This is a genomic window from Micromonospora sp. RV43, from assembly GCF_001029515.1.
Lineage (GTDB): Bacteria > Actinomycetota > Actinomycetes > Mycobacteriales > Micromonosporaceae > Micromonospora > Micromonospora aurantiaca.
The window spans coordinates 1-23380 of the sequence record NZ_LEKG01000017.1; the positions used below are offsets into that span (position 1 = coordinate 1).

Here is a 23380-nt window from a genome sequence, read left to right on the forward strand (position 1 = left end):
GGGATGGGGCGGGCCTGCTGGGTACGCCGCTCGGCGGCGGCGGCGAGAGCGGCGTCGCGGGCGGCGACCTGCTCGACGCGGGCCGCCTCGTACGCGGCGCGTTCGTCGTCGACCCGGTCGGCGCGCTTGGTGTTGGCGTTGGCCCAGGCGTCGGCCCAGGAGTCGAACAGGTACCGGCGCAGCGGGCCGCGGCTCCAGAAGCCGGTCGCCTTCGGGCGGGCCTTGCCGGTGCGCTTCTCCCGGGCGGCCCACCGCTTGTCCCAGAACTCGCGGCGCGGGCTGTTCTGGCCCTTCGAGGCGTGCATGACGTCCTCGACGGCGTTCTTGAGCACCCACACCAGGGCGATGACGAGCAGCAGCGGCAGGAACACGTCCATCACCACGCCGTCACGAACGCGCTGGCCACGTCGGCGGCCCCCTCGCCGACGGCGTTCATCGCCCCGTCGCCGGCGCCGGCCCACACCCCACCGGCGATAGCCAGCAGCGTGGGGAAGGCCAGGGCCAGCCACGGCAGGAACTTCGACGCCTTCGACGCCTTGGTCGGCCACAGGTCGTGCAACAGCCACAGGAACACGCCGAAGGCGAGCGCGCCGGGGATCGCCAGGCCGAACGCCTTCGCGGTCCCGGCGGACGCGGCGCTGCCGATCAGCTCGCCGGCCTTGCGCATGAAGTCACCGGCCCAGCCGGCCGCGCCAGCGATACCGCCGCCAGCGATGAGCATCAGCCAGCCGGTGAGCTTCGGGGTCTTCTTGCGCTTCCACTGGACCAGGCCGGCGACCAGGCAGAACACGGCGAGGGTGATCGCGGCCGACTTCAGCTCGGTCGAGTTGTCGTCCTTGGGCGCTGCCGCGGCCAAGAGGGTGAGAGTGGACATCGGGTGCCTCCCTTCGAGGCGGGTAGGTGGAGCAGGGGGATTCCGCGGAATGCGAGCGGGAGGTGTTACAGCCAGCCCGGCCAGGGCAGCCAGGCGCCGGGCGGAGTGTGGGCGAGCAGCCCGTACAGGACGGTGACGGTGGCCAGGCGGCCGGGGCGCTGCACGATCCAGGCCGCGTAGTACAGGACCGTCGTCGCCGCGACGGCCAGCCACGAGTAGCCGATGCCCAGCGCGCGTACCGGGCCGATGCCGGCGCTGGTCCACTCGCCGGTGCGGGCGTAGGCGATCAGCTCCAGCAGCGTCGCCGGCGGGTCGGCGACCACCGACGGGGGACGCCAGTACGCCGCCAGACGCTCCTTCAGGCCGTCCCAGACCCCCGGCGAATCGGTCGGCTGGTGACCTTGCGTGAGTACGGTTTCCGGGGCTACCCTCGCGCGCGCACCTGCGCGCGCTGCGCTGCTGGCCGTCCCGGCCGGGACCCCTGCGGAGTGCGGAGTGGGGAGTGCGGTTTCACGCTCCGTCACGGGTACGGGCGACGGGCGGCGGCGGGCCGGGCTGGCCTGCTCGTTGGTCGTGGTGCTCATGCCGATGCCTCCTTCAGCAGTTGCTCGGCCAAGTTCTTGAGCTGCTCGACGGTGTGTCCGGCGACCTGGTCGGCCCGCGCGGCGGGCAGCTCGGCCAGGGCGCTGGCCAGGAACGACGCGGCGGCGGACACCTTCTGACCAGGGGTTTTCGCGGCAGCGATCCGGACCCCGAAAGCGGCCCGCTTGCGCTGCGGCCGGGACTCCGAACGCTTCGGGGCCGCCGGCAGCTCACCGACCACCGACCGCGCCGCGTCCCGGACCCGACGCCGGTCATCACGGCTGTGGCCTGCGGAAACTCCGACGACGCGTTCGGCGGCTCGGGTCCTGCGGTAGCCCGACATCACACCTCCTAGTTGATCTTGTGGGGGAGAGGGGTTGTTGATCTTGGGCCGACCCGACCAGAAACGCCCGGGCCGGCCCCCGGTCACGCGACGCGACCGCTGGTGAGTGCGAGGACCTGGCCGACGATTTCCGCCGGCACGGCATTGAGGACCCGGCGGATCGTGCGGTCGGAAATCTTGGTGATCTCCGCCAGCTCGGCCTGGGTGGCGTCCGGGTTTTCCGCCCGGGCGGCCAGGATGACCGCCACCGTTTCCGGTCGGACCTTGTCCACCTCAGGCAGGTTGTCCGGCAGCGCCGCCGGAACCGAGGCCAGAGATTTCCGGGCGGCGGGCCGCACGATTTCCGGCTGCCGACCGGCACTGGTTTCCGCCTTCTCCTGCGCCCGAGCGAGGGCCCGGCGGGTGCGCTCCAGCTCGTTGACGAGACCATCGCGGGCATCCTTGATCGCCTGGGCCTCCTGCTCGGCCACCGCCCGGGCGGTGGCCTGCCGCTCGGCGAAACGCTGCGCCTCGTCGAGCTGAGCCCGCAGCGCCCGGACCGTTTCGTCCAGTTCGTCGGCCCGGTCCTGGGCGGCCTGGGCGGTGTAGCGGGCCTCGGCCAGGGTCTGCTGGTAGTCGCGTTCGGCCTGCTCAGCGGCCTCGTTCAGGATCCGCACCTGCTCGGTGGAGGTCTGCTCGGCCAGGACCCGAGCGGTGGCGGCCCGATCCGCGGCGTCGCGGGCCTCGGCGAGCCGCCCCTCGGCCAGGCGGGCCGCCTCGGTAGCGGCGGCAGCACGCTGCTCGGCGGCCCGAGCGGCCTCGGCGGCCTCGGCTACGGCCCGGGTGTGGGCGGCGATTTCCGCCTCGGTGGCGGCCTCGATTTCCGCTCGCTTTTCCGCCTGCGCCTGCGCCTGCGTTTCCGCCTCGGTCGCGCGGGTTTCCGCCGCGACCCGGGCGGCGGTTTCCGCCTCGGCCCGCGCCGTTTCCGTCCGCGCCGCCTTCTCGGCTTCCGCCTGCGCAGCCCGAGCGGCAGCGGTTTCCGCCCGCGCCGCGCGGACCTCTTCCGCCTGCCGGGCCGCCTCCTCGGCAGCCGCGATCTCCTTTCCGGTACGGCCCGTGAGGATCTTGACCCTGACGACCACGATCGGCGCGATGCAGGCGACCGCGACCACCAGGCCCCACGGCGTCTCCTCGCCCTTGGTGATGTAGACGGGCAGAAGGTGCACCGCGATCTGGCAGAAGATCATCAGCAGCATGCCGATGACCATGTCCTTCCACCTGCGACGGTGGAAGGCGGTGATCACGTACACGTCGATCATCACCGGGAACATCCAGGCGATCCACGGCGAGAAGTGCGCCAGCACCGCCAGGTCGAACTCACCCTTGGCCGTGAGGATCACCGCGGCCACCATCGCGATCCACGGACCCCACGACGCGTTGGCGAGCTTCTGCTTCATCGAGTCACCCGCCCAGCGGCCGACAGGCTGGGCACCCGCTCGTCGGCGATCAGCGCCTTCCCGGTGCCGAGCAGCTCCCGGGCGATCTCGTCCTCGGCGCACGACTGGTGGCACGCCGCGCCCTTGGCGTCACGCATCTTCGTGGCGGTGTCGCAGACCCGGCAGGGCAGCGACCGGTCGCGGTCGTAGTGGCCCGGGCCGGTCCAGTCCAGGTGCACCCGCACCACCAGCAGGGCGGCCATCAGCACACCTCCCCGCGCGCCTGGCGGGCCGCCCGCACCCGGGCGAGCAGCTCCTTGCCGAGGGGGTCCAGGTCGGCCTCGTCGACGTCGACGGCGAGAGGGTGGCGGCGGTCGTCGATCCACCGGGCCGCCCAGCTAGCGCCGGCGGCGGCAACCACCAGGCCGACCGCGACGGCGGGGGAGTACAGCAGCACCTGCGGCACCTGGTCGGCGTACTTCGCGAGGGCCTGACCAGTCAGCGCCGCCGCCGGGGCCCCGGCCACCGCAGCACCGGCGGCGATCCGCAGCGTCCGTGAGCAGGCCGGCGTGACCGGCCGATTCGCCGTGCGGCGGGACTCGCGCTCGTCGTCGACCATCCGGCGCAGCTCGCCGGCGAACCAGCCCGGCAGCGCCGCGACCTCGGCAGCTCGCCGCTCCAGCTCGACGTTCGACATCTTGCGCAGGCCGGCACGGTGCTGGGCCAGCGCGGCAGCCAGGTCCAGTGCCTTCGTCGGGGCCGTCATGCCGCACCCCCCAGCGCGCGAGCGGCCTCGGCCATCTCCCGCAACCGCACGACCGGCCGCGACTCGACCGGCGGCAGCTCGGCGATCCGGTCGTACTCGGCGGCCTGGTCGCCGCCGGCCGCCTTCGCCCGGTACAGCGCCAGGTCCGCCGCGCGAAGCACCCGCGACGGCTCGTCACCGACCATCGCCGACACCACGCCGACGCTGGCCCGCACCGCCAGGGCTTGCCCGCCCGGCAGCACCACCGGCGCGGTCAGGGCCCGCACCACCTCGGCGCCGAGCAGGTGCGCGATCGGCGCCGGCGAGGGGCAGGCCAGCACGATCTCGTCACCGCCGAGCCGGGCCGCCACCGCGCCGTCGACCTCGCCAATCGCGCCGGACAGTCGGGCCGCGACCTCGACCAGCACCGCGTCGCCCGCGTCGTGGCCGTAGGTGTCGTTGACCTGCTTGAACCCGTCCAGGTCCACGATCGCCAGGTCGTACGGCTCCATGGCCAGGTCTGCCAGGGCCTCCCGCAGACCGGTCCGGTTCGCCAGGCCCGTCAGCGGGTCGACCAGCGCCGCACTGCGGGCTCTCGCCAGCTCGGCGCGCTGCGTCCACACCGTCCGCACGCTCCACAGGTGCGCTGCCAGGGACACCGCGACGGTGACCGGGATCAGCATCGTTCGCGCCTTCACCGGGTCACCTCCGACCCGGTCGCGGTCGCCCACGCCTGGACGACATTCCGCGGAATCCGGCCGCGCTCGCGTACGGCGTAGCCGTTGGCCTGGGCCCACTGGCGGATCGCGGCGCGGTGCGCGGCGGCCTCCGGCCCGGTGCCCATCTTCTGCCGCAGCGCGGCGAGCTCGGCGGTGAGCTTGGCTTCCTTCTCGGCCAACTCGCGGCGGCGGGCCTCGGCGGCCTGCTCGATCTCCAGCCGGCCGGTCAGCTCCGCAACCAGGGTGCCGATCTTCTCGGCGAGCTGACGGGTGCGGCCGGCCTCGCTGCCCTTGGCCAGCGCCAGCAGCTCCTCCAGCGTCTTGCCGGTGAGGACGTCCTCCGCGCCGGTCGGGGCCGTCACGTCAGCCGGCGCGGTGATGACCCGGATGCCCATCGGCGTTCCCAGGTCGGGGACGACCGGCGTGCCCTTCGCGGCCCGCACCAGGGCGGCCCGGTCGACGCCGTTGACCGGCGCCATCGTCGTGGTGCTCATGCCGGCATCACCGCCGTCACCGGCAGCAGCCCCCGCAGGGCCCGCAGCGCCTTGTACTGGAGCGCCTTGATCGCCGCCGGGGTCTTGCCCAGCACCTGCGCGGTCTCCTCGATCGACAGCTCGCGCAGGTATCGCAGCGTGATGCACTGCTGCTGCACCGGGTTGAGCTGCTCGATCCCGGCCAGCAGGGCCTCACGGGTCAGGGTGTTCACCGCGGCGGCCTCCGGGCTCGGCGCCCGGTCGACCGGGGCCGCGTCCCGCAGCTCGGCGACCGGCCGCTCACGCCGCTGGTGCGACCGCTGCCAGTTGATGACCAGGTTCCGGGCGATCGTGGTCACCCAGGCGCCGAAGTCGCCGCCCGGCCGGCGGAAGCTGGCCAGGTTGCGCAGCGCCCGCAGGAACGTCTCCGAGGTCAGGTCCTCCGCCACCTGCCGGTCCAGGACCCGGCGGTAGATGAAGCGGAAGACCTGGTCGACATACCGGTCGTAGACCAGGCCGAACGCCTCCGCGTCACCAGCCTGCGCCCGCGCCACCAGCGCCGACACCTCGCCTGCCATCGATCCGGAAGGAGCCTGCGCCGGATCGGCCGGGGCAGGGCTTACCCTCATTGCTGGCATCTGTTCCTCCTTGCGAAGTCGGGGTGGATGCCGTCCGGGCTCGGTGGGGGGCTATCCCGCCGAGCCCTCTTGCTGCATGCACGCGCATTCAAGGTCTATTAGGTACTCATTGACCAGACAATGCGCTTGGTGTTGATGGTGCTACTGAGCACCAAGGGGCGTCAAGGGGTAAGGGCAACATTGACTAGACATTGTTCGGCCGCGTGAGCGAGACTCGGAACGTGGAGACCTTCAGAGGCAGCTCAATGCCGGCCTACCAGCGCATCGCCGCTGCGATACGCGACAAGATCGCGTCAGGTGAGCTGACGAGCGGCGAGCAGTTGCCGACGGAACTCGAGCTGGCCGAGCAGTGGGGGGTTGCGCGACAGACGGTCCGCAACGGCCTGGCGGTCCTAGTGTCGGAGGGCCTCGTGGTGGCGAAGCGCCCGCTCGGGCACTTCGTGCGCAAGCGGGAGAACATGCTCTATCGCCCACAAGGCGAATCGCGGGACCAGCCGGCAAGCCCAGAGATGGACCGCTTCTGCCAGCAGATCACCGAGGAAGGACGCCTCCCAAGCCAGACGATCGACGTCTCTCTAGTTCAGGCACCGCCCGATATCGCGCAGCGTCTCCAGGTCGATCCGGGCACGGTTGTGGTTGCCCGTCGACGGGTCCGCTACATCAACGGCGAGCCGATCAACATCAACGACTCACACTTCCCCCTCGACATCGTCAAAGAGTCCGAGATCATGTCTCCGGCCGACGTCGCTCGGGGCACGAACCAGGTGCTTGCCGATCTTGGATATCCCCAGGACCGTGCGATCGACGAGATCTACACCCGGATGCCTACCCCAGAGCAGATCCACCGCTTGGGCTTAGGTCCGGGAACGCCGGTAGCCGTTCACTACGTGACCGGCTATGTCGCCGACGGCACGCCGGTGAGGTGCACAGTCAACGTGCTGCCGAGTGATCAACATGTCATCGTGTTCGAGCGCAAGTTCGAGCGAACCTGGAGCTGAACCCACCTTGGCCCTAACTATTCGTCCCGCCGAGGACGACGACGAGTTCGAGATCGCAATGAGCCTGCTCACGCAGCGAATCCAGTGGCTACGCGATCGGGGCTCCGATCAGTGGGCGACGTGGGAAAGATGGCGGACCAAGCTGGGCCCCTCGCTGGCCGCTGGCGACATCTGGATCCTCTGGGACGACGATGAGGCGATCGGCACGATCACCGTCGAGATGACCGGTGACTCTGACTTCTGGACCCCCGCGGAGCTGGCAGAACCGGCCGCTTACGTCTCGAAGCTGGCGGTGCGCCTCGACCGCGCTGGCGAGGAACTCGGAGCCCTTCTACTGGCATGGGCAGGCGATTACGCCTTCCGGTATGGATGTCGATACGTCCGCTTGGACGCTTGGAAGACCAACAAGGAGTTGCACAACTACTACCTCGCCCGTGGCTGGACCTACTTGCGTACGTCTACCGACCCTCGACGGCGATCCGGGGTGCTGTTCCAGCGCCCCGCCGCGCCCATGGACCAGGAGCCGGTTGAGCTTCGAACGATCACTACACATCGGGAATGAGCGGCTGACGGTGTAGCTAGTCCGGCATGTAGATGACGGGTAGGTCGCCGTCGCCGTACCGGTCCTCTCGGGTGAGGATCGCCGCGTCGTGGTCGAAGCTGGCCATGATGGTGGTCGCCAGGTCGGCGCGGCCGGTGTACCCGCGCCAGTAGGCCAGCTCGTGCCAGGTGTGACCGTCGGTAGACAGCACTAGACAGGCATCGAGGGTCAGGAGCCGGCGGAGGGTGGCGCGGTCTTTCGGGTCGTCGATGGCGGCCAGGGCTTCGGCGGCGGTGACGGCGGTGACGCCGAAGCGGTTGCGGTCGGCGATGACCTCATGCAGCGGCTCGGCGACGTGCACCGAGCCGGCGACGTAGGCCAGGAGCGCAGACCGGTCCAGCAGCAGCCGCACCGGCCGATCATCGTCGTCGGGGGTCACGCGGCGGGCTGGTCGAGGGCGCTGGCAATCTCTTCCTGCATGTGTTGGCGGATCCGCTCGCGGACGGCCTGGCGGCGTTCCGTGGGCCATTCGGCTTCGACGGCGGCGCGGCGGGCTCGGGCGGCGGCGACGCCCTGCTCGGTGATCTGGATGCCGGCGTGTGCCAGCTCGGCGTCCAGGGCATCCAGACGCATCCGGTCGCGGACGGCCTGGGTGATGTAGGCGCTGGCGTTGGGCTCCTGCTCCAGCCGCTCGGCGACGTCTGGCGGGACGGAGATCGACAGCTTCCTTACCGGCCTGGTCATACCGGACAGCATACGCCAGTGGCACCGGACTTTTGCTCGATCGCGAGTGCTCGATCCTTGGCCTGAGCAGCACAAAGACCACGGTGCAATGCATGAAAACGGCTCGTATCCTCGTGGTTCCTGATCTCCAGCGCACGTGAGGAGCCGCCCTACATGCCGCCTGTCCCGGTCATCACTCCTGCCGTGGTTCGTCAGCCGGCGCAGGTCTCCTCCTGTGACGTCGCCGGGTGCACGCGCAGGGCCACCGCGACCTGGCAGGTCGTACGGACCGGCATCATTTTCGGTGACCGGTGGATAGCGGGGGAGGACCTCGACCTGTGCCGAGAGCATGAGCGGCGGGCTGCGGTGATGACCGGCGCGGAGGAGCACATCGAGGGCTGATGCCTCCCGGCTAGGCCGGCATGACGCTGGCGAACAGGTCGAGTTGCTCCCCGGGGTCGGCCGGCCGGCACGCCGCCCATACGGCTTGTCCGGCTCGTGAGCAGGCGTCGACGACCTCGGTCCAGCCGGCGCCTCGGAAGCCGCCTGGGTGGTCGCGCCAGGCGGTGACGGCCTCCTGGCAGCTCTGGATCAGGTCGTTGGTGATACGGCCGTTGTCCAGGACGGCGCCTACGTCGGTCCAGTTGAGCCTCAGCGGCCGGTGGAGGTTCCCGTCGGTGATCTCGATCCGTGTCCGGTCGAGGCGCAGCATCCGGCCGGCGGGCAGTGTCTGCCCGGCGTACTCCGGGGCGAGCCGCCGGGCGTCTCGGGTGCGCCAGTAGGTCAGGGGGTCGATGGCGTGACTGCACGTGGTGATCCCGATGGCCCAGGCCAGCAACGGGCGGTGGGTGGCTGGGGTGGCGGTGGCGAGGATGGTGCGGGCCTCGGCCCGGTGGTTGGTGGTCATGGTGATCTCCCCGTCGTGTGGTTGGTCGGGTGGCGTGCCCGCGCCCGGGCCGGTGGTGGCCCGGGCGCGGGAGACGGTCAGTCGAGGTCCTGGTCGACGTCGACCACGTCGGGCAGCCGGGTCCAACCGGCGGGGGTCCATACCTGCCAGTGCTGGCCGGTGCCGGCGGGCAGGTCGCGGCGCAGGGCGCGGGCGATCGCGCGGTGCCAGGCGGCATCGGTGGTCAGCGGCGCGGTGGCGCTGGCGTAGGTGATCGGGTACGGCGCCCCCACGGCCTGGCCGTCGCCGTCGAGGGTGTGCTGCATCAGCCGGACCGAGGCTCGGGAGGCGGCCACCTGCGCGGCGACGTTCTCCGCGGTGATGTGCTCGCGGACCAGCTCGGCGAGCACGTCGGCGACGGTGGCGGGCTCGCCGGTGAACAGCCGCGCCGTGGCGGCGTACTCGTCGAGGTCCCTTCCCCAGAAGTGGGGGTTCACCGGGCGGTAGGTGGCGACTCGGTGCGGGCGGTGCGGGTGCGTGGTGATCCAGCCGAGGAAGTGGTCGCCGAGGTACAGCCGGTGCTGTTCCGCGCGGTCGGGGCCGGGCTGGGTGGGGCCGTCGACGCGGAGCTGGGTGTGCGGCACGGTCAGGCCGGTGTGCGGCAGGGTCACCGGTCCGTTGGTCGCCGCGGTGACTCTGGCGTTGATCCAGACCACGCGGATCGGGTTGCCCTTTGTGCAGGTGCGGCAGTCGATCGGCTCGGTGACGGCGGCGCCGGCCGCGACGGTGTCGCCTCGGGTGCCGGCGCCGCACGCGCTGGGGATGTAGCGGGGCTCGCCGGCCGGGCCCTTGATGCTGCTCAGGTTGCCGAGGTGCACGGAGCGGCCTCGGCCGATGCGCACCGGCGCGAGCTGGGCGGGCCGGTTGGGGGTGGTGCTGGTCATGGTCTCGATCCCTTCGATGTGCTGAGAGTCGGGCTGGCGGGAGCCCGGGCCGGCCCTCTCGGTGGGCCGGCCCGGTCGGTTGTCAGCAGTCGTCGGGGTCGGGGTCGTTGCCGTCGTGCTGGTCGGCCGCGCCGTACAGCGAGACCGCGATCTCGTCGAGGTGGGCGAAGAGGCCGTGCCGGTAGACCACCTGGCTGTGGATCGCCTGGGCCTGCGGCCCCCACTGGTCGACCAGGTAGTCGCTCAGCGCCGCCCGCGCCTGGTCGGCGAGGGCCTGCGCCTGGTCGCGGCCGGCCAGGTCGACGGCGGCGTCGAAGATGGCGGCGGCGAGGTCGTAGCCGACCCCCGCCGGGTGGGCGAGCACTCGGCGGTTGGCGGCCCGCAGGATGACCGCCGGACCGAACTCGCCGGTCTCGAACGGGCACAGCGGGCCGCAGGGGTTGGCGAGGTGAGCACCGCAGCCGATGCACTCGTCCTGGTGGTCGATCTCCCGGGTCGGGATCGTCGTACGCTGGGACATGGAACTCCCTTTCGCAGAGGGGCTGTTTCTCCTGGTTCGGCTGGGTGTTGGCTCACCCGGTCGGACCGTTCCTTGCTCCTCTATCGTACAGGAAAAGGTATAGGAAAAGCTGTCCCGAGGGTCTTTTTCTGTACCTTTTTGCCGTACGCTTGCGGGCATGAGCAGCGAATCGGAGATGCGCCGGCCCGAGGTGTCGGCGGGGATGGCGGCAGCCCGGGACCGGGGTGTGCGGTTGGGTCGGCCGCCGGCGCCGTTGCCGCCCTCAGCCGCCCGGGCGGTGCAACTGCGGGGTGAGGGACTGTCGCTGGCCGCGATCGCCACAGCGTTGAACGCCGAGCAGGTCCCGACGCCGTCCGGGAAGGGACAATGGGCTAAGAGCAGCGTCAAGTACGTCCTCGACCGGCACGACGCGGCGCAGGGCTCGGGGTAGGCCCCGTGGGCGGGGTTTGCGGGCTTGCCCGCGCGCGGTGCCGGGGGTGGGGTGGGATCTCCTCGTGTCGGCCGATCTCCGATCAACCGGGCCGGCTCTGGGACGGCCGGGCTCGGCGTAGCCGACCGCGAAGCGGCTTGGCCTGGCCGTCCCAGAGACGGTCTGGTAGCCCTCTGGGCGGCCGGCGCGAGGAGATCCCACCCCCGGGTGACCACTCACCCACCTGGCACCTGTGGTCCCCGCCGGATCTCCGAGAGAGGCCCCGCCGGAGGCGTCGATATTGGAGAGCGCCACCACGACGGCCGGGTACCCGTCCGCGTCTGCTGGGCCGGCTCGCTCTCCCGGCGGTGATTCCGTGGCATCGCCCCCTTGGCGCGGCGCTGGCGGTGACGCGGCCTCCGCTGGCGCGGCGGCGGTCGTGGCCCGGATCTCTCTCGACGTTGCGCGCCGGGGCTGACTACCGTGGGCGGGGAGTCGATCACTACGGGGGAACGATGACCGACGAAGCTACGCAGCCTGCACCGCCGCGAACTGCAGACAGCACGATCGCGGCTTTGCAGGACCAAATTGACCAGCTCACGTCCACGCTGGAGTACCACCAGCGGCTGTTCGAGCGGTTGCGCGCCCAAGGGGTGCTGGCAGCGGGTGAGCCCGACGACGAGCGGGTGTCATGACGGCCCCGGACCAGCCCGGCGGCTTGGTCCCGGCTGAGACCGCCGAGCGCGTCGACGCGGCCCGTGATCGGGCGGCAGCCCTGGCTCTACGGGCGGCGTCGCTGCACGCCCAGGTCGCGCCCCGGCCCGGCGCGGACCCTCGCGCGAGTTCAGCGGAGCGGGAGCGGCTGCTGGCGGCACAGGAGGTCGCGGCCCGCTTCTACCGGGCGCAGCTTGACGGGCCCGACGGTGCGGGGCCACGCCGGTGGCTGGCCGGGCAGGGCGTGCCGGTCGACGGCCGGTGGGTGCTCGGGTACGCGCCGGGCCGCCCGACGGCGCTGGTCAACGAGCTGCGCCGAGCTGGCTTCACCGACGTCGAGATCCTGGCCTCCGGTCTGGCGTCGACGGGCCGGGGCGGGCTGCTGGTCGACCGCTTCCAGGACCGGGTGATGGTCGGGGTGCGTGAGCACCGGCCACCGCACGCGGTGGTGAGCTTCGTCGGCTACGCCCCGCCCGGTGCCGACGAGTCGGTGCCGCCGGTGCTGCACGGCCCGGCCACCGCGATCCACCGGCCGGCCGACGTGCTGGTCGGGCTCGCCGAGCAGCCGGAGCGGGCCGGCCGGCCGGTGGTCGTGGCCGCCACGGCGTTGGAGGCGATCGCCCGGTCCGCGGCGGCCCGCGAGGACGCCCCGGTGGTCGTCGCGCCGTGCGGGCCGACGCTGACACCGGGCCAGGTCGCCGTGCTGACCGAGCAGACCGACGTCGCCGCCGGGGTGACGGTGGCCATCGGCGCCGGAGACGACGGCCGGCGCGCGGCGGAGCGGGCGTATCACCTGCTCGCCCCTGCCGTGCAGGCTCACCCGACAGCCGGCGGGGCGCTGCGGGCGGTCGGCCCACGGCCGCAGGACCGCGCCCGGCCGCTGCTGGAAGCCGTGGTCACCGCCCGAGTGGACTGGGCGGCGCGCACCTACCAGACCCCCGCCGGCCGGGCCGGCGTCGCCCGGTCGGCGCGATCGATGCTGCGCTACCAGGTCGGCGCGAGCGGGGTAGACATCGCCGCGTTGGAGGCGTACGTCGCGCAACGCCTGGACCCCGAGCCCGCGACCATCGACATGCCGCCGGCGCCACCGGCGCTGGACGTGCCGGCGCCCGCGCCGGCCGTCCTGGACGGCGCAGCGACGGCGCACGCGCCGCCGGTCGTCGACGCGGGCGAGGCGGCGACCGCCGACCCGCCCGCCGACGACGACCAGGACGGCCCGGCCGACGCGGAGGAAACGGATGAACCACTACGGGGCGCAGGCCCAGAAGCACTGGCAGACGTACCTGCCCCAGCGGTACGCGACCATCGAGGACCCGAGCAGCTTCTTCTCGACTTTGGGGGAGCAGGCGGCAGAGCAGATCGAGCAGCGGACGCGGGAGCTGGCCGGTCCGGATCAGCCGGGCGAGGGGTACCTCGGCAAGTTGGGCCGGCTGAACGCGGCGAAGCAGATGGCGGAGGAGGAGATCCTCCCCGAGCTGATCCTGATCGACCCGGCGACCGACCAGCCGACGGGCGAGACGCCGACCGCGTCGACGACGCCGGCGGCGGGCCCGACGTGGACGCCGCTGGTGGAGGACCCGACCGACCCGTGGTGGCAGCGGGTCGCGGAGGAAGAGGACAACGAGGACGATCCGGCGACCCCGGCCCGGTAGCCGACCCGGCCGATGAGGTCGAGCCAGGCGACACCGGTGCCGGGACGGCCGCCGCGGTGGAGGCCGACGCCGCGGTGGTTGATGCCGCGGAATCGTTCCGTCCGGGCGGCCAGCAGGATCTGGCGCCCTCCGGTCAGATGGCCAAGCTGCGGGCGAACCTGGCCGCCCTGCGGACCTTGCGAGAGTTGCAGGCCGCCGGGCGGCCAGCGACCGCGCAGGAGCAGGCCGTGCTGGCACGGTGGGCGAGCTGGGGCGCGGTGCCGGGCGTGTTCGAGTCGCGCACCAACCACCCGGACTACGCCCGCTTCGCCGAGCAGCGCGCCGAGCTGCGGGAGCTGCTGTCGCCGGCGGAGTACGCCGCGGCGGAGCGAACCGTCCTGAACGCGCACTACACCGACGCGACCTATGTGCAGGCGATCTGGGACGCGGTGCGCGAGCTTGGCTTCGACGGCGGGACGGTGCTGGAACCGGGCTGCGGGTCGGGCAACTTCATCGGCCTGGCCCCGCCGCAGGCGCGGATGGTCGGGGTGGAGCTGGACCCGGTGACCGCTGGCATCGCCGCCGCCCTGTATCCGCACGCGGAGATCCGGACCGAGAGCTTCGCCGACACCCGCGCCCCGTCCGGGGCGTTCGACCTGGCCGTGGGCAACGTGCCGTTCGCCAAGATGCCGCTGCTGGACCGGCGGCACAACCCCGGCCGGCACAGCGTGCACAACCACTTCATCATCAAGAGCCTGCATCTGACCCGGCCCGGCGGCCTGGTCGCGGTGCTGACCTCTCGCTACACGATGGACGCTCGGCACCCGGCCGCGCGGCGGGAGATGGCGGCGCTGGCCGACCTGGTGGGCGCGGTGCGTCTGCCCACCGGCGCGCACCAGGCCGCTGCCGGGACGCAGGCCATCACCGACCTGCTGATCCTGCGCCGCCGTGAGCCGGACCGGGAGCCTGCCCCGATGGCCTGGGAGCAGAGTCGCCCCCTGGACCTGGACACCACCGCAGACCAGTCAGACCACGTCAACGAATACTTCTTCGAGCACCCGGAACGCGTGCTCGGTGAGATCGTCCTGGCCCACGGCCTGCACCGCGAAGGCGAGCTGACCGTCCGCGCGACCGGCGACACCGGTGAGGCCCTGGCCCGGGTGCTGCGCGACGTCGTCGACGAGGCCCGCCGGGAGGGCCTGACCATGACGCCGCGCGAAGACGGTGAGCGCCAGCCGGCCGAGCCGTTGGCGGTGCTCGCGCCCACCGACCGCGCCGAGGGCCACATCGAGGCCAAGAGCGACGGCAGCTTCACCAGCGTGGTCGACGGCCAGGTGGTGCCGCACGAGGTGCCGGCCAGCCAGGCCGACGAGCTGCGGGCGCTGCTCGGGCTGCGCGACACCGTGACCGCGCTGCTGTCGGCGGAGGCCGCCACCGTCGACGACGGCGACGAGCACGGCGGCCCGCCCGCGCAGGGGTCACCGGCGGCGCTGCGCGCCGAGCTGAACGACCGGTACGACGCCTACGTGGCCGTCCACGGGCCGCTCAACCGCTACACCCTGCGCCGCACCGGCCGCACCGACCCGGAGACGGGCGAGCCGAAGATGGCCCGGATCAACCCGCCGATGGGCCGCTTCCGGCAGACCGACCCGCACGCCGCCACCGTGTTCGCCCTGGAGCACTTCGACGACACCACCCAGACCGCGACGAAGGCCGACATCTTCGCCCGCCGGGTGATCCTGCCCCGGGCGCCGCAGCTCGGCGCGGACACCCCGGCCGACGCCCTGGCCATCTGCGTCGACACGCACGGCGACGTGCGGCTGCCCGAGGTCGCCCGGCTGCTCGGGGTCAGCGAGCCGGAGGCCCGCGCCGCGCTCGGTGACCTGGTCTACGACGACCCCGGCACGGGCCGGCTCGTGGAGGCCCCGGAGTACCTGTCGGGCAACGTGCGCGTGAAGCTGCGCGCCGCCCAGGCCGCCGCCGAGTCCGACCCTCGCTTCGAGACCAACGTGCGCGCCCTGCAACGGGTGATCCCTCGTGACCTCGGGCCGGGGGAGATCGACGCAGCGTTCGGCGCTCCGTTCTTGCCCGCCCCCATCGTGCAGCAGTTCCTTCAGGAGACCCTGCGTGACCCGGGGCTGCGGGTGGAGCACGTCGGCGGATCCGACTGGCGGGTCCGCGGCTCCCGCACCGGCGTGCTGGCCCGCTCGACCTGGGGCACGCCGGGTATGGCCGCGCCGGACCTGGCGCAGCGGCTACTGACCAAGACCCCGATTCGAGTGTTCGTCGAGGTGGAGGAGGGCAAACGCGCCCTCGACGCGGAGGCCACCGCCGCCGCGCAGGCCAAGGCAATCGAGCTGGAGGAACGCTTCGGCGCGTGGGTGTGGGAGGACCCGGACCGCGCCGAGCAGGTCGCCACCACCTACAACGAGATGTTCAACGCCACCGTGCCGCGCAGCTACGTCGGGGTGACCCGGTCGCTGCCCGGCATCGCGGTGGGCTTCAAGCCCCGCCCGCACCAGGTGGAGGCGGTGGCCCGCATCGTCGCCGAGCCGGCGGTCGGGCTGTTCCACGCCGTCGGGGCCGGCAAGACCGCGGTGATGGCCATCTCGGCGATGGAGCAGCGCCGCCTCGGACTGGTCAACAAGCCGGCGATCGTGGTGCCCAACCACATGCTGGAGCAGTTCACCCGCGAGTTCCTGCAGATCTACCCGCGGGCCCGGCTGCTGGCCGCCGGCCGCGATGACATGAGCACCGAGCGGCGGCGCCGGTTCGTCGCCCGCTGCGCCACCGGCGACTGGGACGCGATCATCATGGCCGCCTCATTCTTCGAACGGCTGTCGCTGTCCCCGGACGAGCAGCGCCGCTTCCTCGATGAGGAGCTGCAGGAGCTGCGGGACAAAATCGTTCGCGCCGGTGAGCAGGCCATCGCCAACGGCGAGGACGCGAAGCGATCCAGCAGCGTCAAGCGGCTGCAGAAGGCGCTGCTGCGCAAGGAAGAGCGGATCAAGGAGAAGCTCGACAAGGTCAAGGACCCGGGCGTCACGTTCGAGCAGACTGGCATCGACTTCGTCTACCGCGACGAGCTGCACGAGCTGAAGAACGACACCATCACCAGCTCCATCCCCGACGCCGGTAACGACGGCTCCGACCGCGCGGTCGACTTCCGCATGAAGCTGTCCTACCTGCGCCGCCAACGCGGCCAGCGGGTGGTGTGCGGCGCCACCGCCACCCCCATCGCCAACTCGGTACGCGAGCTGTACGTGGTGACCCGCCAACTCCGCCCGGACCTCCTGCAGGCCACCGGCACCATCGACTTCGACACCTGGGCTGCCACCTTCGCCAAGGTCGTGACCGCGATCGAGGTGTCCCCGACCGGGCAGGGCTTCCAGATGCGGGCCCGGCTGGCCAAGTACGCCAACGTGCCCGAGCTGTCGCTGATGATGCGCACCTACGGCGACGTCCGCACCCCCGAAGACCTGGCCCTGCCCACCCCGCAGTTGACCCAGCGCGACGACGGCGAACGCGCCCCGCACATCGTCACCCTCGACCCGTCCCCGGAGCTGGAGGAGTTCATCTCCGGCCTGGACGAGCGCGTCGAGCGGATCCGCAACCGCCAGGTCGAGCCCAGCGAAGACAACATGCTCAAGGTCTCGGGCGAGGCCCGCGCCGCCTCCCTGGACCTGCGGCTCATCGGCGAGCAGCAGAACACACCCGGCAAGATCGACGCCGCGGCGGAGCGGATCGCGGCGATCTGGCGCGACACCCGCGACACCGTCTACCTGGTCAACCCCGACGCGGCCGACCCCGTCCCGCATCCCACCCCGGGTGCGCTGCAGATCGTCTTCTGCGACCAGTCCACCCCGAACCCTGACCGCTGGAACGTCTACGACGCGCTCACCGATTTGCTCGTCGAGCGAGGGATGCCCCGGGAGAAGATCCGCTACATCCACGAGGCCGACACCGACGCCAAGAAGGCCAGCCTGTTCAACGCCTGCCGCTCCGGCGACGTCGCCGTGCTCATCGGCTCGACCGCCAAGATGGGCGTCGGCACCAACGTCCAGGCCCGCGCGGTCGCCCTGCACCACCTCGACTGCCCGTGGCGCCCGGCCGACGTCACCCAGCGCGAGGGCCGCATCCTGCGCCAGGGCAACCAGAACGCCGAGGTCAGCATCTACCGCTACGTCGTCGCCGGCAGCTTCGACGCCTTCTCCTGGCAAACCGTGGCCCGCAAGGGCACCTTCATCGACCAGATCATGCGCGGCACCTCCGCCCGGGAGATCGAGGACGTCAGCGACGAGACCCTCCAGGCGCACCAGATCAAGGCCATCGCCACTGGCAACCCGCTGCTGATGGACCGCGAGCAGGTCGCCCAAGACCTCACCCGGCTCGAACGCGCCGACCGGACGCACCACAACACCCAGGCGGCGCTGCGCCGGCAGGTCGGCGAGCTGAAGGCGTGGATCACCAAGGACACCCGCCGCGTCGAGGTGCTCGACGACGTCATCAGCCGGCGCCAGGACACCCGCGGTGAGAAGTTCGGCATGACCGTCGCCGGGCACCGGTTCACCAAGCGCGCCGACGCGGGCCGGGCCCTACAACACGCCCTGACCGCCCACGCGCAGGGTGTCGCCTCCACCGACCGGCGCGAGGTCGCCGGCGTGGCCGAGCTCGGCGGCTTCGGTGTCGACGCGGTGTTCTGGTCCGGCCGCGACGGCATGCTCGTCGCGCTGCGATTCGACGGAATCCCTGACTCCTCCACCACCATCGGGCTCACCTCCGCTGTCGAGGGTGACCCCACCGGCCTGGTCCGGCGGTTGGAGAACCAACTCACGGACCTCGAATCCACCCGGGCCACCGTGCAGGCCCGCATCGCCCAGCAGCAAGAAGAGATCAACCGGGCCACCGAGCAGCTCGACCAGCCGTTCCCTCGCCGCGACGAGCTGCTCGACACCCGCCGCCGGCTGCGCGCGATCAACGCGGTCATCGACCTGATGGCTGACACGAGCCCACCACCGTCGGCCGCCCCGCCCGCAGTGCCCGTCACCGTCGACGACTGGATGCCGGCGGACCTGCGCGGCAGCCTGACCCCCGACGAACAGGCATGGCTGGACCGGCGTGTGCAGCACGTCGCCGGTGGCGGCGCGGTCCAGGACGCCGCCCGCACCACCGACCTGGCCGCCTTCTCCGCCCCGTTCGACAAGGCGCTCACCCACGCCCTCGCGGACCCCGGCAACACGGAAATGGCCGTCGCGGTGATGCTCAAGTGCGACGACCCGACCTGGCGCCAAGCCCTCTACACCGCCGCCGGGCAGGCCGTGCACCAGGCAGTCCGCGACACGCCACCGCCAACGTCATCGGCGGACTCGTCGACACAGCGCGACAACGAGCCGGACCAGACCGAGGTGCTCAGCCCACTGACACCGGCCGCCATCGTCGAGGCCACCACGCCGGCGGATCGCGCGCTGCTCGACGCCTGCACTCAGCAGGCCCTGCGCGTCGACGACGTCCAGGCCGCCGCGCGGGCCGGCGACCGGACTGCCTTCAACACCACGTTCGCTGCCGCGATGACCACCGCCATCGGCCAGCTCGATGACCCCGGCGATGTGGTACGTCTCGCCGAACTGCATGGCGATCAGGCGTTCCGCGACGGCTTGACCCACCTGGTGTGGGACAAGCTCGCCCCCCGGCGACCGGATCACCAGAGCGGGTCCGGGCCACGACCGGTTGACGCGGTCGCAGTCGCGGCCAAAGCATTCGTTGCGGGGACTGGCACCGCGTCGGCGGCGGCACCGGTCTCTCCTACTCCTGGCACCACTCACCGGGTCATGGGCCACGACCATGCCGGCGCACGCGAGCGGTGACCGCCCTGGCGGGTCGTGTCTTCCGCTCCCGGGTTTCGTGGTCGCCGCTCGCGTCCGGTCACCGTGACGTCCCGGTCAGCGTGCGCTGGTGCGGCCTCTCTGCCGGTCGTCAGTCGGTGGGCGCGGTCGAGATCACCGGACCGGTCGAGCAGTTCGGGGAGACCGGCTGATCGCGGCGTATGCGTTCGTATACTGCGCCCATGCCGGTAGACCCGATGAGCCGAGCAGATGGCATCAGGGCGACGCAGGAGTCCCTGGACAACAGGGACTGGTCCGACGCGGTGGTCGACGACACTCCGCCGCCGACGAAGGTGAGCATGTCCGCGCGCTACTCCGTCGACGTCGCCCGCCGGGTGATGGGGGACGCCGAAGCACGTGGCGTCAGGCCCGGGGCGGTCCTGCGAGAGATCGTGGAGGCTCACTACGCCGCGCTCGACGCCGCCGGCGATGAGCCGCTCACGGTGCGACCGGCCGATGTCCTGTGGGCGTTGGCTCACGTCGCTCGGCGCGAGCGTCCTGGCACCGCGTAGGCGGCTATCGGCCAGGCGAAGGGGCGGGCGCATTCGACGCGACCGACCGCGCCGGGGGCTGCTGCGCGCTCGCTGACGACGGGGCCGCCGTGGTGTCGACCACGACGGACTTGGTCGACTGCGGGAAAGCCTGGGCGGCGAGCTGCGCCGCCCGGACATCGCCGTCAGCCGGGCCGGCCGCCGAGGATCGGTCCACGTCGACGCGCTCGCCCTGCGTGCGCTCGGCGGTGGCGCCGGCGGCCTCCCGCCACTCACCTTCAAGAGTGACCGTGCGATCTTCACCACCGGCCGTGGTGGTTGCGGCTCGTTCGCCCGCCGCGGTCTGGCCCGTGGCGTAGTCGTCCACCACCCGGAACGCGTACGCGGCGGGGGTGTGAGCCCGGTCGACGAAGCCGGGCACCTGCCGCAGAAGATCACGCACATCGTGCCCTTCGCGTTCCAACTGGTCGAGCTTGTACGCCAGCGCCGGCCACGCCGTCGAGCCGATGACCCGCTCCGCCCGGTCGGCGGTCCACACCTCCCGCACGTGCACCGCCATCGCCTCCTGGCGCTCCTGGGCGGTGCGGCGGCGCTCGCCGGCGTCATCGGGCCGAGGTTCCGCCGTCCGGCCGTCCAGGGCCGCGCTGTCGAGTTGGTCGGACAGCCACGCCTCATCCCCCGGCCGGGCACCGGTCCGCGGGTCGACGTGGACACCGCGCTCGGCGAGCCGCACCACCATGACCCGCTGCGCGGCCTCGGCGCGCGGGTCGACGGCCGCCCACCCGGCGCTGGCCCGCCAGGCCCGCGCGATGTCCTCGGCCGACGCCTGCCGCCACCACGACGCCCGGGTCGCCGGCCGCCACACCGCCGCATCGGCCTGCTGCGCTGCGCGCACCTGGGCGCGGATCCGCCGGGCTTGTTCCTCGCTCGTCCGGGCAGCGCGTTGCAGCTGGGCGATGCGGGCGTCGATGAGCACCTGCGCCAGTTGCCCGGCGGCCTGAATCGCGGCGGTGACCGCCGCCGTGGCCCGCTGGTGGATCTCGGCCATCTCGTTGTCGGGCACTACCCTGTCCTCCTCAACGCTGCGTCTCCCGGTCGACGCTCGGGTCGACGCGGGGCCGGACCGGGCCCGGCGCGGTGTGGACCGGCCGCTGCGGCGGCTCGGCCTGGGTCGGCATGTGCACCTGGTCGACGAGCTGGGCGCCCGACTGGAGCAGGGGCATCAGGTGGGCTGCGGCGGCGGCAGCCGCGCCGGCGGCGTGGGCTTGCTGCTGGGCGGCGCGCAGCTCAGCCAGCGCCACGACCAGTCGGGCCGATTGGACGACTACGGCGAGCAGGATGGCCGCCTCTCCACCGGTGCGGGCGTGTCCGGCGACCATCAGGGCGTCCGCCACGCGGCCCAGCTCCCCGGCGATGGACGACGCCGCGGGCGTCGGTGCGCGGCGCGGTGAGGCCGCCGCGCGAGCCAGGGCGTCGGCGGCCCGGCTCACCGGGCCCCGCCCTGACGGTTCGGTGGCCGCCGCCACGCGCGCCAGCAGCTCGGCGCTGGCTCGCGCCACCGCAGGCCACTGCGGTGAGTCGGGACCTACCCCGGCCAGCCTCCCGCTGATGGCCTCCAGCGCGGCGGCAGACGATCGCCACACCGCCATCCGGTCCTCGCTGCGCAGGCTCGATTCCGCGGAATCCGCCGCCTTCCACTGACCGGCTGAGGGCCGCTCGGCCTCAGGCCACCGCTTGCGGACCTGGGGGAGGCTGAGGTCGCCGTCCAGGCTGCGCCCGGCGTACCAGGTCGGCGTACCCGCCCCGGCCGGCCGCAGCGCGACCGCGTACCCGACCACCTGGTTCGGGTCCTTCGCCGCGGTCCGCGCGGCGACAAGCAGGCCCGCGCCCTTCATCCGCGCGACCCACTCGGCTTCGCTGCCGGCGCCGGCCAGGGCCGCCCGGACCTGGCGGCGCAGCAGTTCCCGGTCCGGTGCCTGGCCGCTGCGCCGGGCCCGGTCGACCTCTGGCCGGTTCAGCTCCGGCCGCTTCGTCGCCCCGGCCCGGCCGGGTGTCCACTTGCCCAGCCCGAACTCGTCCTCCAAGAGGTCGGCGACCTGCTGGCTACGCCGCTTGTCCTGCCGCAGCCACACCGGGGCCCCGTCCTCGGTGGCGAGGGTGACGACCAGGTGCACGTGGTCGTTGCCCTTGGCCGACAGGCCGTGCCGCACCGCGATCCACCGGCACCCGGCCCGCTCCGCGTCGCCGGTGAAGCCCATCTCGGCCACGAACCGGCCCGCGATGCGGCCCCAGGTCGCGTCGTCGAGCTGCCCCTCCTGCGCGGGCAGGCTCAGCGAGCACTGCCACACGTACTGCTTCACCCCGCGCTCGCCGGCGGCGATCTGCGGCGCGTCCAGCCGCGCCGCCAGCTCCTCCAGCGACCACCCGCCGCCGTCGCGCTCACGGCGTTCGGGGGCGAGCACGGTCACGTCGTCGTACCCGGCGACCAGGTGCGGGTTGACGTGTTCCTCGGCCTTCCCCGGCCCCCACAGGTACTCCAGCAGTCCGCGTACCCGGGCGCCGTAGGTGACCTTTGGGATCATCGCCGGCCCGTCTGCGCGGCGGCGATCGCCGTGACGAGATCGTCGACGCGCGCCGCGACCCGGGCTAGGTACGCCGCCGTCGCGGCCAGGTCCTCGGCCCGCTCGCCGGTGGAGTGCAGGCGCGTCACCGCCTGGTTCAGGTTGTGCGCCGCGCCCCGAACTTGCCGGTGCACGCCCATCAACTCGACCAGCAGCGGACCCGCCTCCGCCGCCCCGTCCGGCCCGCCTTCCGCCGGCACCATCGGGGCGGTGCCGACCTCCGCGAGGTAGGCGGCGACCGCGAGACGTGCCGCAGCCGCGTTCGCCAGGACCGTCCCGTACTCCTCGTCAGACAGTCGCACCGTCACCCATCGGCGGCGTGGTTCGGCGTTGTGGCGTCGCCGGCGAGACTGCGCCGCACCGAAGCGGACCACACCGACCTGCGGCTTATCGGCCACCGACGGGCCTCCTTTCGGAACGCAGTGACCGCCCCCGGCAGGGGCCAGTCCGCCGGCCAGGATCATGGCCGCCGGACTGAAAAGAACCTCTTTTACTCCAACTTGCTCCGGCAGCGCCGGCTGGTCGTGTGCCTGCGGCCGGGCTGGGCCATGGCGTCGAGTGCGCACGACGGCGCTCGGCTGGTCGTGTGCCCACGACCCGGCTGCTTCGTAGCGTCGATTGCGCTCGACGGCGCACGTCAAGAACCCACCCCGTGGGGGCTGGAGACGGTAGCCGGCCGCCGCCCAGCGTCAAGGGCGCGTTGCGTCGCTGCGCGATGGGCCTCCGGCCCACCCTTGACCCTGGTCGACGTCCTCGGCTGACGTGAAGGGCGCCCCCACCGGCCGGGGGGAAGGGTGGGAAAGCGGTACCGCGCTGGCGGATCTTGGCCGCTAAGCTCGGCGTCCACACCCACCAGACCGCAGTGACCCTGGGGAGGACTTCATGGCCGAACAGAGCGCCAAGGCCGTGCGCAGCGAGACCGAGAGGGCGGCCCTTGCGCTGCTGCGAGAGCGCGCCAATCTGGTCGGTGACGCGGCCACCGCCCGGCATGAGCGTGACCAGCTCGCCGAGTCTCTGCGCGAGGCTAACGCCCGCTACGCCGACCGGTACGACGCCGCCCTGCGGGGTGGCTGGACCGTCCAGGACCTGGCCAAGCTCGGCCTGGACGCTCCCGAGTCCGCACCCGCCCGACGCCGCCGTCCGCCGCGACCGGCGACGCCCGCTGAGCCGGGCGAGCAGGTCACGCCGCCGGTCGAGGCAGCTCAGCCCCAGGTGTAACCTCCGCCCTGGC

General features: G+C 72.5%; 24 protein-coding genes. 6 read left to right on the forward strand and 18 right to left on the reverse strand.

The genetic code is table 11. The features are described 5' to 3' along the window. The 10 genes from ABD52_RS06480 to ABD52_RS06525 form a co-directional block, all read right to left on the reverse strand. On the reverse strand, positions 1-383 hold a 383-nt coding region (locus ABD52_RS06480; RefSeq protein ID WP_047891152.1), incomplete at its 3' end, for a hypothetical protein. Continuing rightward, positions 377-874: a hypothetical protein gene (locus ABD52_RS06485; RefSeq protein ID WP_047891153.1), complete on the reverse strand. Its 498-nt coding sequence runs from the start codon at positions 872-874 to the stop codon at positions 377-379. The genes ABD52_RS06480 and ABD52_RS06485, both read right to left, overlap by 7 nt. A 65-nt stretch (positions 875-939) precedes the next feature. Beyond that, positions 940-1458, reverse strand: coding sequence for a hypothetical protein (locus ABD52_RS38960; protein ID WP_152748194.1), 519 nt, complete (start codon positions 1456-1458; stop codon positions 940-942). Next, complete coding sequence (locus tag ABD52_RS06495; protein ID WP_152748195.1) at positions 1455-1697, reverse strand: hypothetical protein; 243 nt, start codon at positions 1695-1697, stop codon at positions 1455-1457. Before ABD52_RS06495 ends, ABD52_RS38960 begins: the two co-directional genes overlap by 4 nt. Before the next feature lie 185 nt (positions 1698-1882). Continuing rightward, positions 1883-3235 (reverse strand): hypothetical protein, encoded by a 1353-nt coding sequence (locus tag ABD52_RS06500; protein ID WP_235437375.1) that lies wholly within the window; start codon positions 3233-3235, stop codon positions 1883-1885. Further along, entirely contained in the window at positions 3232-3477 is a 246-nt protein-coding gene (locus tag ABD52_RS06505) for a hypothetical protein (RefSeq protein WP_047891192.1), read from the reverse strand. The genes ABD52_RS06500 and ABD52_RS06505 overlap by 4 nt, the downstream gene beginning before the upstream one ends. Next, positions 3477-3980: a hypothetical protein gene (locus ABD52_RS06510; RefSeq protein ID WP_047891156.1), complete on the reverse strand. Its 504-nt coding sequence runs from the start codon at positions 3978-3980 to the stop codon at positions 3477-3479. The genes ABD52_RS06505 and ABD52_RS06510 overlap by 1 nt, the downstream gene beginning before the upstream one ends. After that, entirely contained in the window at positions 3977-4642 is a 666-nt protein-coding gene (locus ABD52_RS06515; RefSeq protein WP_047891193.1) for a GGDEF domain-containing protein, read from the reverse strand. Before ABD52_RS06515 ends, ABD52_RS06510 begins: the two co-directional genes overlap by 4 nt. Positions 4643-4653: 11 nt before the next feature. Next, the gene (locus ABD52_RS06520; RefSeq protein ID WP_053065301.1) at positions 4654-5172 is read right to left on the reverse strand and encodes a histone-like nucleoid-structuring protein Lsr2; all 519 of its coding nucleotides are present in this window, start codon (positions 5170-5172) and stop codon (positions 4654-4656) included. Further along, positions 5169-5729 (reverse strand): sigma-70 family RNA polymerase sigma factor, encoded by a 561-nt coding sequence (locus ABD52_RS06525; RefSeq protein WP_235437376.1) that lies wholly within the window; start codon positions 5727-5729, stop codon positions 5169-5171. The genes ABD52_RS06520 and ABD52_RS06525 overlap by 4 nt, the downstream gene beginning before the upstream one ends. A gap of 281 nt (positions 5730-6010) precedes the next feature. On the opposite strand from ABD52_RS06525, the gene ABD52_RS06530 reads away from it, so the two are divergent. Together ABD52_RS06530 and ABD52_RS06535 are read left to right on the forward strand one after the other, a co-directional pair. After that, positions 6011-6787, forward strand: coding sequence for a GntR family transcriptional regulator (locus ABD52_RS06530; protein ID WP_235437377.1), 777 nt, complete (start codon positions 6011-6013; stop codon positions 6785-6787). 58 nt (positions 6788-6845) lie between these two features. After that, a complete protein-coding gene (locus ABD52_RS06535; protein WP_047891196.1) occupies positions 6846-7349 on the forward strand; it encodes a GNAT family N-acetyltransferase in 504 nt (167 codons plus the stop codon). Between the two features lie 16 nt (positions 7350-7365). Here the strand turns inward: ABD52_RS06535 and ABD52_RS06540 are convergent, their stop codons facing one another. From ABD52_RS06540 to ABD52_RS06565, 5 genes are all read right to left on the reverse strand, one after another. Beyond that, positions 7366-7767 carry a hypothetical protein gene (locus tag ABD52_RS06540; RefSeq protein WP_047891158.1) on the reverse strand — a complete coding sequence of 134 codons (402 nt, stop codon included), beginning with the start codon at positions 7765-7767 and terminating at the stop codon, positions 7366-7368. Further along, positions 7764-8072: a hypothetical protein gene (locus ABD52_RS06545; RefSeq protein WP_047891197.1), complete on the reverse strand. Its 309-nt coding sequence runs from the start codon at positions 8070-8072 to the stop codon at positions 7764-7766. Before ABD52_RS06545 ends, ABD52_RS06540 begins: the two co-directional genes overlap by 4 nt. 391 nt (positions 8073-8463) lie before the next feature. Next, a complete protein-coding gene (locus ABD52_RS06555) occupies positions 8464-8958 on the reverse strand; it encodes a hypothetical protein (RefSeq protein ID WP_047891160.1) in 495 nt (164 codons plus the stop codon). Positions 8959-9035: 77 nt separating this feature from the next. Beyond that, positions 9036-9881: a hypothetical protein gene (locus ABD52_RS40095; protein WP_063778295.1), complete on the reverse strand. Its 846-nt coding sequence runs from the start codon at positions 9879-9881 to the stop codon at positions 9036-9038. A gap of 82 nt (positions 9882-9963) precedes the next feature. Continuing rightward, a complete protein-coding gene (locus ABD52_RS06565; RefSeq protein WP_047891161.1) occupies positions 9964-10401 on the reverse strand; it encodes a hypothetical protein in 438 nt (145 codons plus the stop codon). 157 nt (positions 10402-10558) lie between these two features. Here ABD52_RS06565 and ABD52_RS06570 point away from each other — a divergent pair, with 157 nt between their 5' ends. From ABD52_RS06570 to ABD52_RS06600, 3 genes are all read left to right on the forward strand, one after another. After that, complete coding sequence (locus ABD52_RS06570; RefSeq protein WP_053065303.1) at positions 10559-10831, forward strand: recombinase family protein; 273 nt, start codon at positions 10559-10561, stop codon at positions 10829-10831. Between the two features lie 670 nt (positions 10832-11501). Next, a complete protein-coding gene (locus tag ABD52_RS06595; RefSeq protein WP_082171227.1) occupies positions 11502-19019 on the forward strand; it encodes a helicase-related protein in 7518 nt (2505 codons plus the stop codon). 200 nt (positions 19020-19219) lie between these two features. Continuing rightward, entirely contained in the window at positions 19220-19549 is a 330-nt protein-coding gene (locus ABD52_RS06600; protein WP_152748198.1) for a hypothetical protein, read from the forward strand. Positions 19550-19553: 4 nt separating this feature from the next. Here ABD52_RS06600 and ABD52_RS06605 read toward each other — a convergent pair whose 3' ends face one another. The 3 genes from ABD52_RS06605 to ABD52_RS40100 are packed head-to-tail and all read right to left on the reverse strand — an operon-like array spanning position 19554 to position 22547. After that, positions 19554-20591 carry a hypothetical protein gene (locus tag ABD52_RS06605; RefSeq protein WP_053065305.1) on the reverse strand — a complete coding sequence of 346 codons (1038 nt, stop codon included), beginning with the start codon at positions 20589-20591 and terminating at the stop codon, positions 19554-19556. 13 nt (positions 20592-20604) lie between these two features. Further along, positions 20605-22110 carry a hypothetical protein gene (locus tag ABD52_RS06610; RefSeq protein ID WP_047891166.1) on the reverse strand — a complete coding sequence of 502 codons (1506 nt, stop codon included), beginning with the start codon at positions 22108-22110 and terminating at the stop codon, positions 20605-20607. Further along, positions 22107-22547 (reverse strand): plasmid mobilization relaxosome protein MobC, encoded by a 441-nt coding sequence (locus tag ABD52_RS40100; RefSeq protein ID WP_047891167.1) that lies wholly within the window; start codon positions 22545-22547, stop codon positions 22107-22109. The genes ABD52_RS06610 and ABD52_RS40100 overlap by 4 nt, the downstream gene beginning before the upstream one ends. Positions 22548-23031: 484 nt before the next feature. Between ABD52_RS40100 and ABD52_RS06620 the strand changes: the two genes are divergently transcribed. Next, positions 23032-23367 carry a hypothetical protein gene (locus tag ABD52_RS06620; protein WP_047891168.1) on the forward strand — a complete coding sequence of 112 codons (336 nt, stop codon included), beginning with the start codon at positions 23032-23034 and terminating at the stop codon, positions 23365-23367. Positions 23368-23380 lie beyond the last annotated feature (13 nt).

Bases quoted from the DNA above. Each gene is read 5' to 3' on its own strand.
- ABD52_RS06485 (WP_047891153.1), bottom strand. From the start codon at position 874: ATGTCCACTCTCACCCTCTTGGCCGCGGCAGCGCCCAAGGACGACAAC.
- ABD52_RS38960 (WP_152748194.1), bottom strand. From the start codon at position 1,458: ATGAGCACCACGACCAACGAGCAGGCCAGCCCGGCCCGCCGCCGCCCG.
- ABD52_RS06500 (WP_235437375.1), bottom strand. From the start codon at position 3,235: ATGAAGCAGAAGCTCGCCAACGCGTCGTGGGGTCCGTGGATCGCGATG.
- ABD52_RS06505 (WP_047891192.1), bottom strand. From the start codon at position 3,477: ATGGCCGCCCTGCTGGTGGTGCGGGTGCACCTGGACTGGACCGGCCCG.
- ABD52_RS06510 (WP_047891156.1), bottom strand. From the start codon at position 3,980: ATGACGGCCCCGACGAAGGCACTGGACCTGGCTGCCGCGCTGGCCCAG.
- ABD52_RS06515 (WP_047891193.1), bottom strand. From the start codon at position 4,642: ATGCTGATCCCGGTCACCGTCGCGGTGTCCCTGGCAGCGCACCTGTGG.
- ABD52_RS06520 (WP_053065301.1), bottom strand. From the start codon at position 5,172: ATGAGCACCACGACGATGGCGCCGGTCAACGGCGTCGACCGGGCCGCC.
- ABD52_RS06525 (WP_235437376.1), bottom strand. From the start codon at position 5,729: ATGGCAGGCGAGGTGTCGGCGCTGGTGGCGCGGGCGCAGGCTGGTGAC.
- ABD52_RS06535 (WP_047891196.1), top strand. From the start codon at position 6,846: ATGAGCCTGCTCACGCAGCGAATCCAGTGGCTACGCGATCGGGGCTCC.
- ABD52_RS06545 (WP_047891197.1), bottom strand. From the start codon at position 8,072: ATGACCAGGCCGGTAAGGAAGCTGTCGATCTCCGTCCCGCCAGACGTC.
- ABD52_RS06555 (WP_047891160.1), bottom strand. From the start codon at position 8,958: ATGACCACCAACCACCGGGCCGAGGCCCGCACCATCCTCGCCACCGCC.
- ABD52_RS40095 (WP_063778295.1), bottom strand. From the start codon at position 9,881: ATGACCAGCACCACCCCCAACCGGCCCGCCCAGCTCGCGCCGGTGCGC.
- ABD52_RS06565 (WP_047891161.1), bottom strand. From the start codon at position 10,401: ATGTCCCAGCGTACGACGATCCCGACCCGGGAGATCGACCACCAGGAC.
- ABD52_RS06570 (WP_053065303.1), top strand. From the start codon at position 10,559: ATGAGCAGCGAATCGGAGATGCGCCGGCCCGAGGTGTCGGCGGGGATG.
- ABD52_RS06595 (WP_082171227.1), top strand. From the start codon at position 11,502: ATGACGGCCCCGGACCAGCCCGGCGGCTTGGTCCCGGCTGAGACCGCC.
- ABD52_RS06600 (WP_152748198.1), top strand. From the start codon at position 19,220: ATGCCGGTAGACCCGATGAGCCGAGCAGATGGCATCAGGGCGACGCAG.
- ABD52_RS06610 (WP_047891166.1), bottom strand. From the start codon at position 22,110: ATGATCCCAAAGGTCACCTACGGCGCCCGGGTACGCGGACTGCTGGAG.
- ABD52_RS06620 (WP_047891168.1), top strand. From the start codon at position 23,032: ATGGCCGAACAGAGCGCCAAGGCCGTGCGCAGCGAGACCGAGAGGGCG.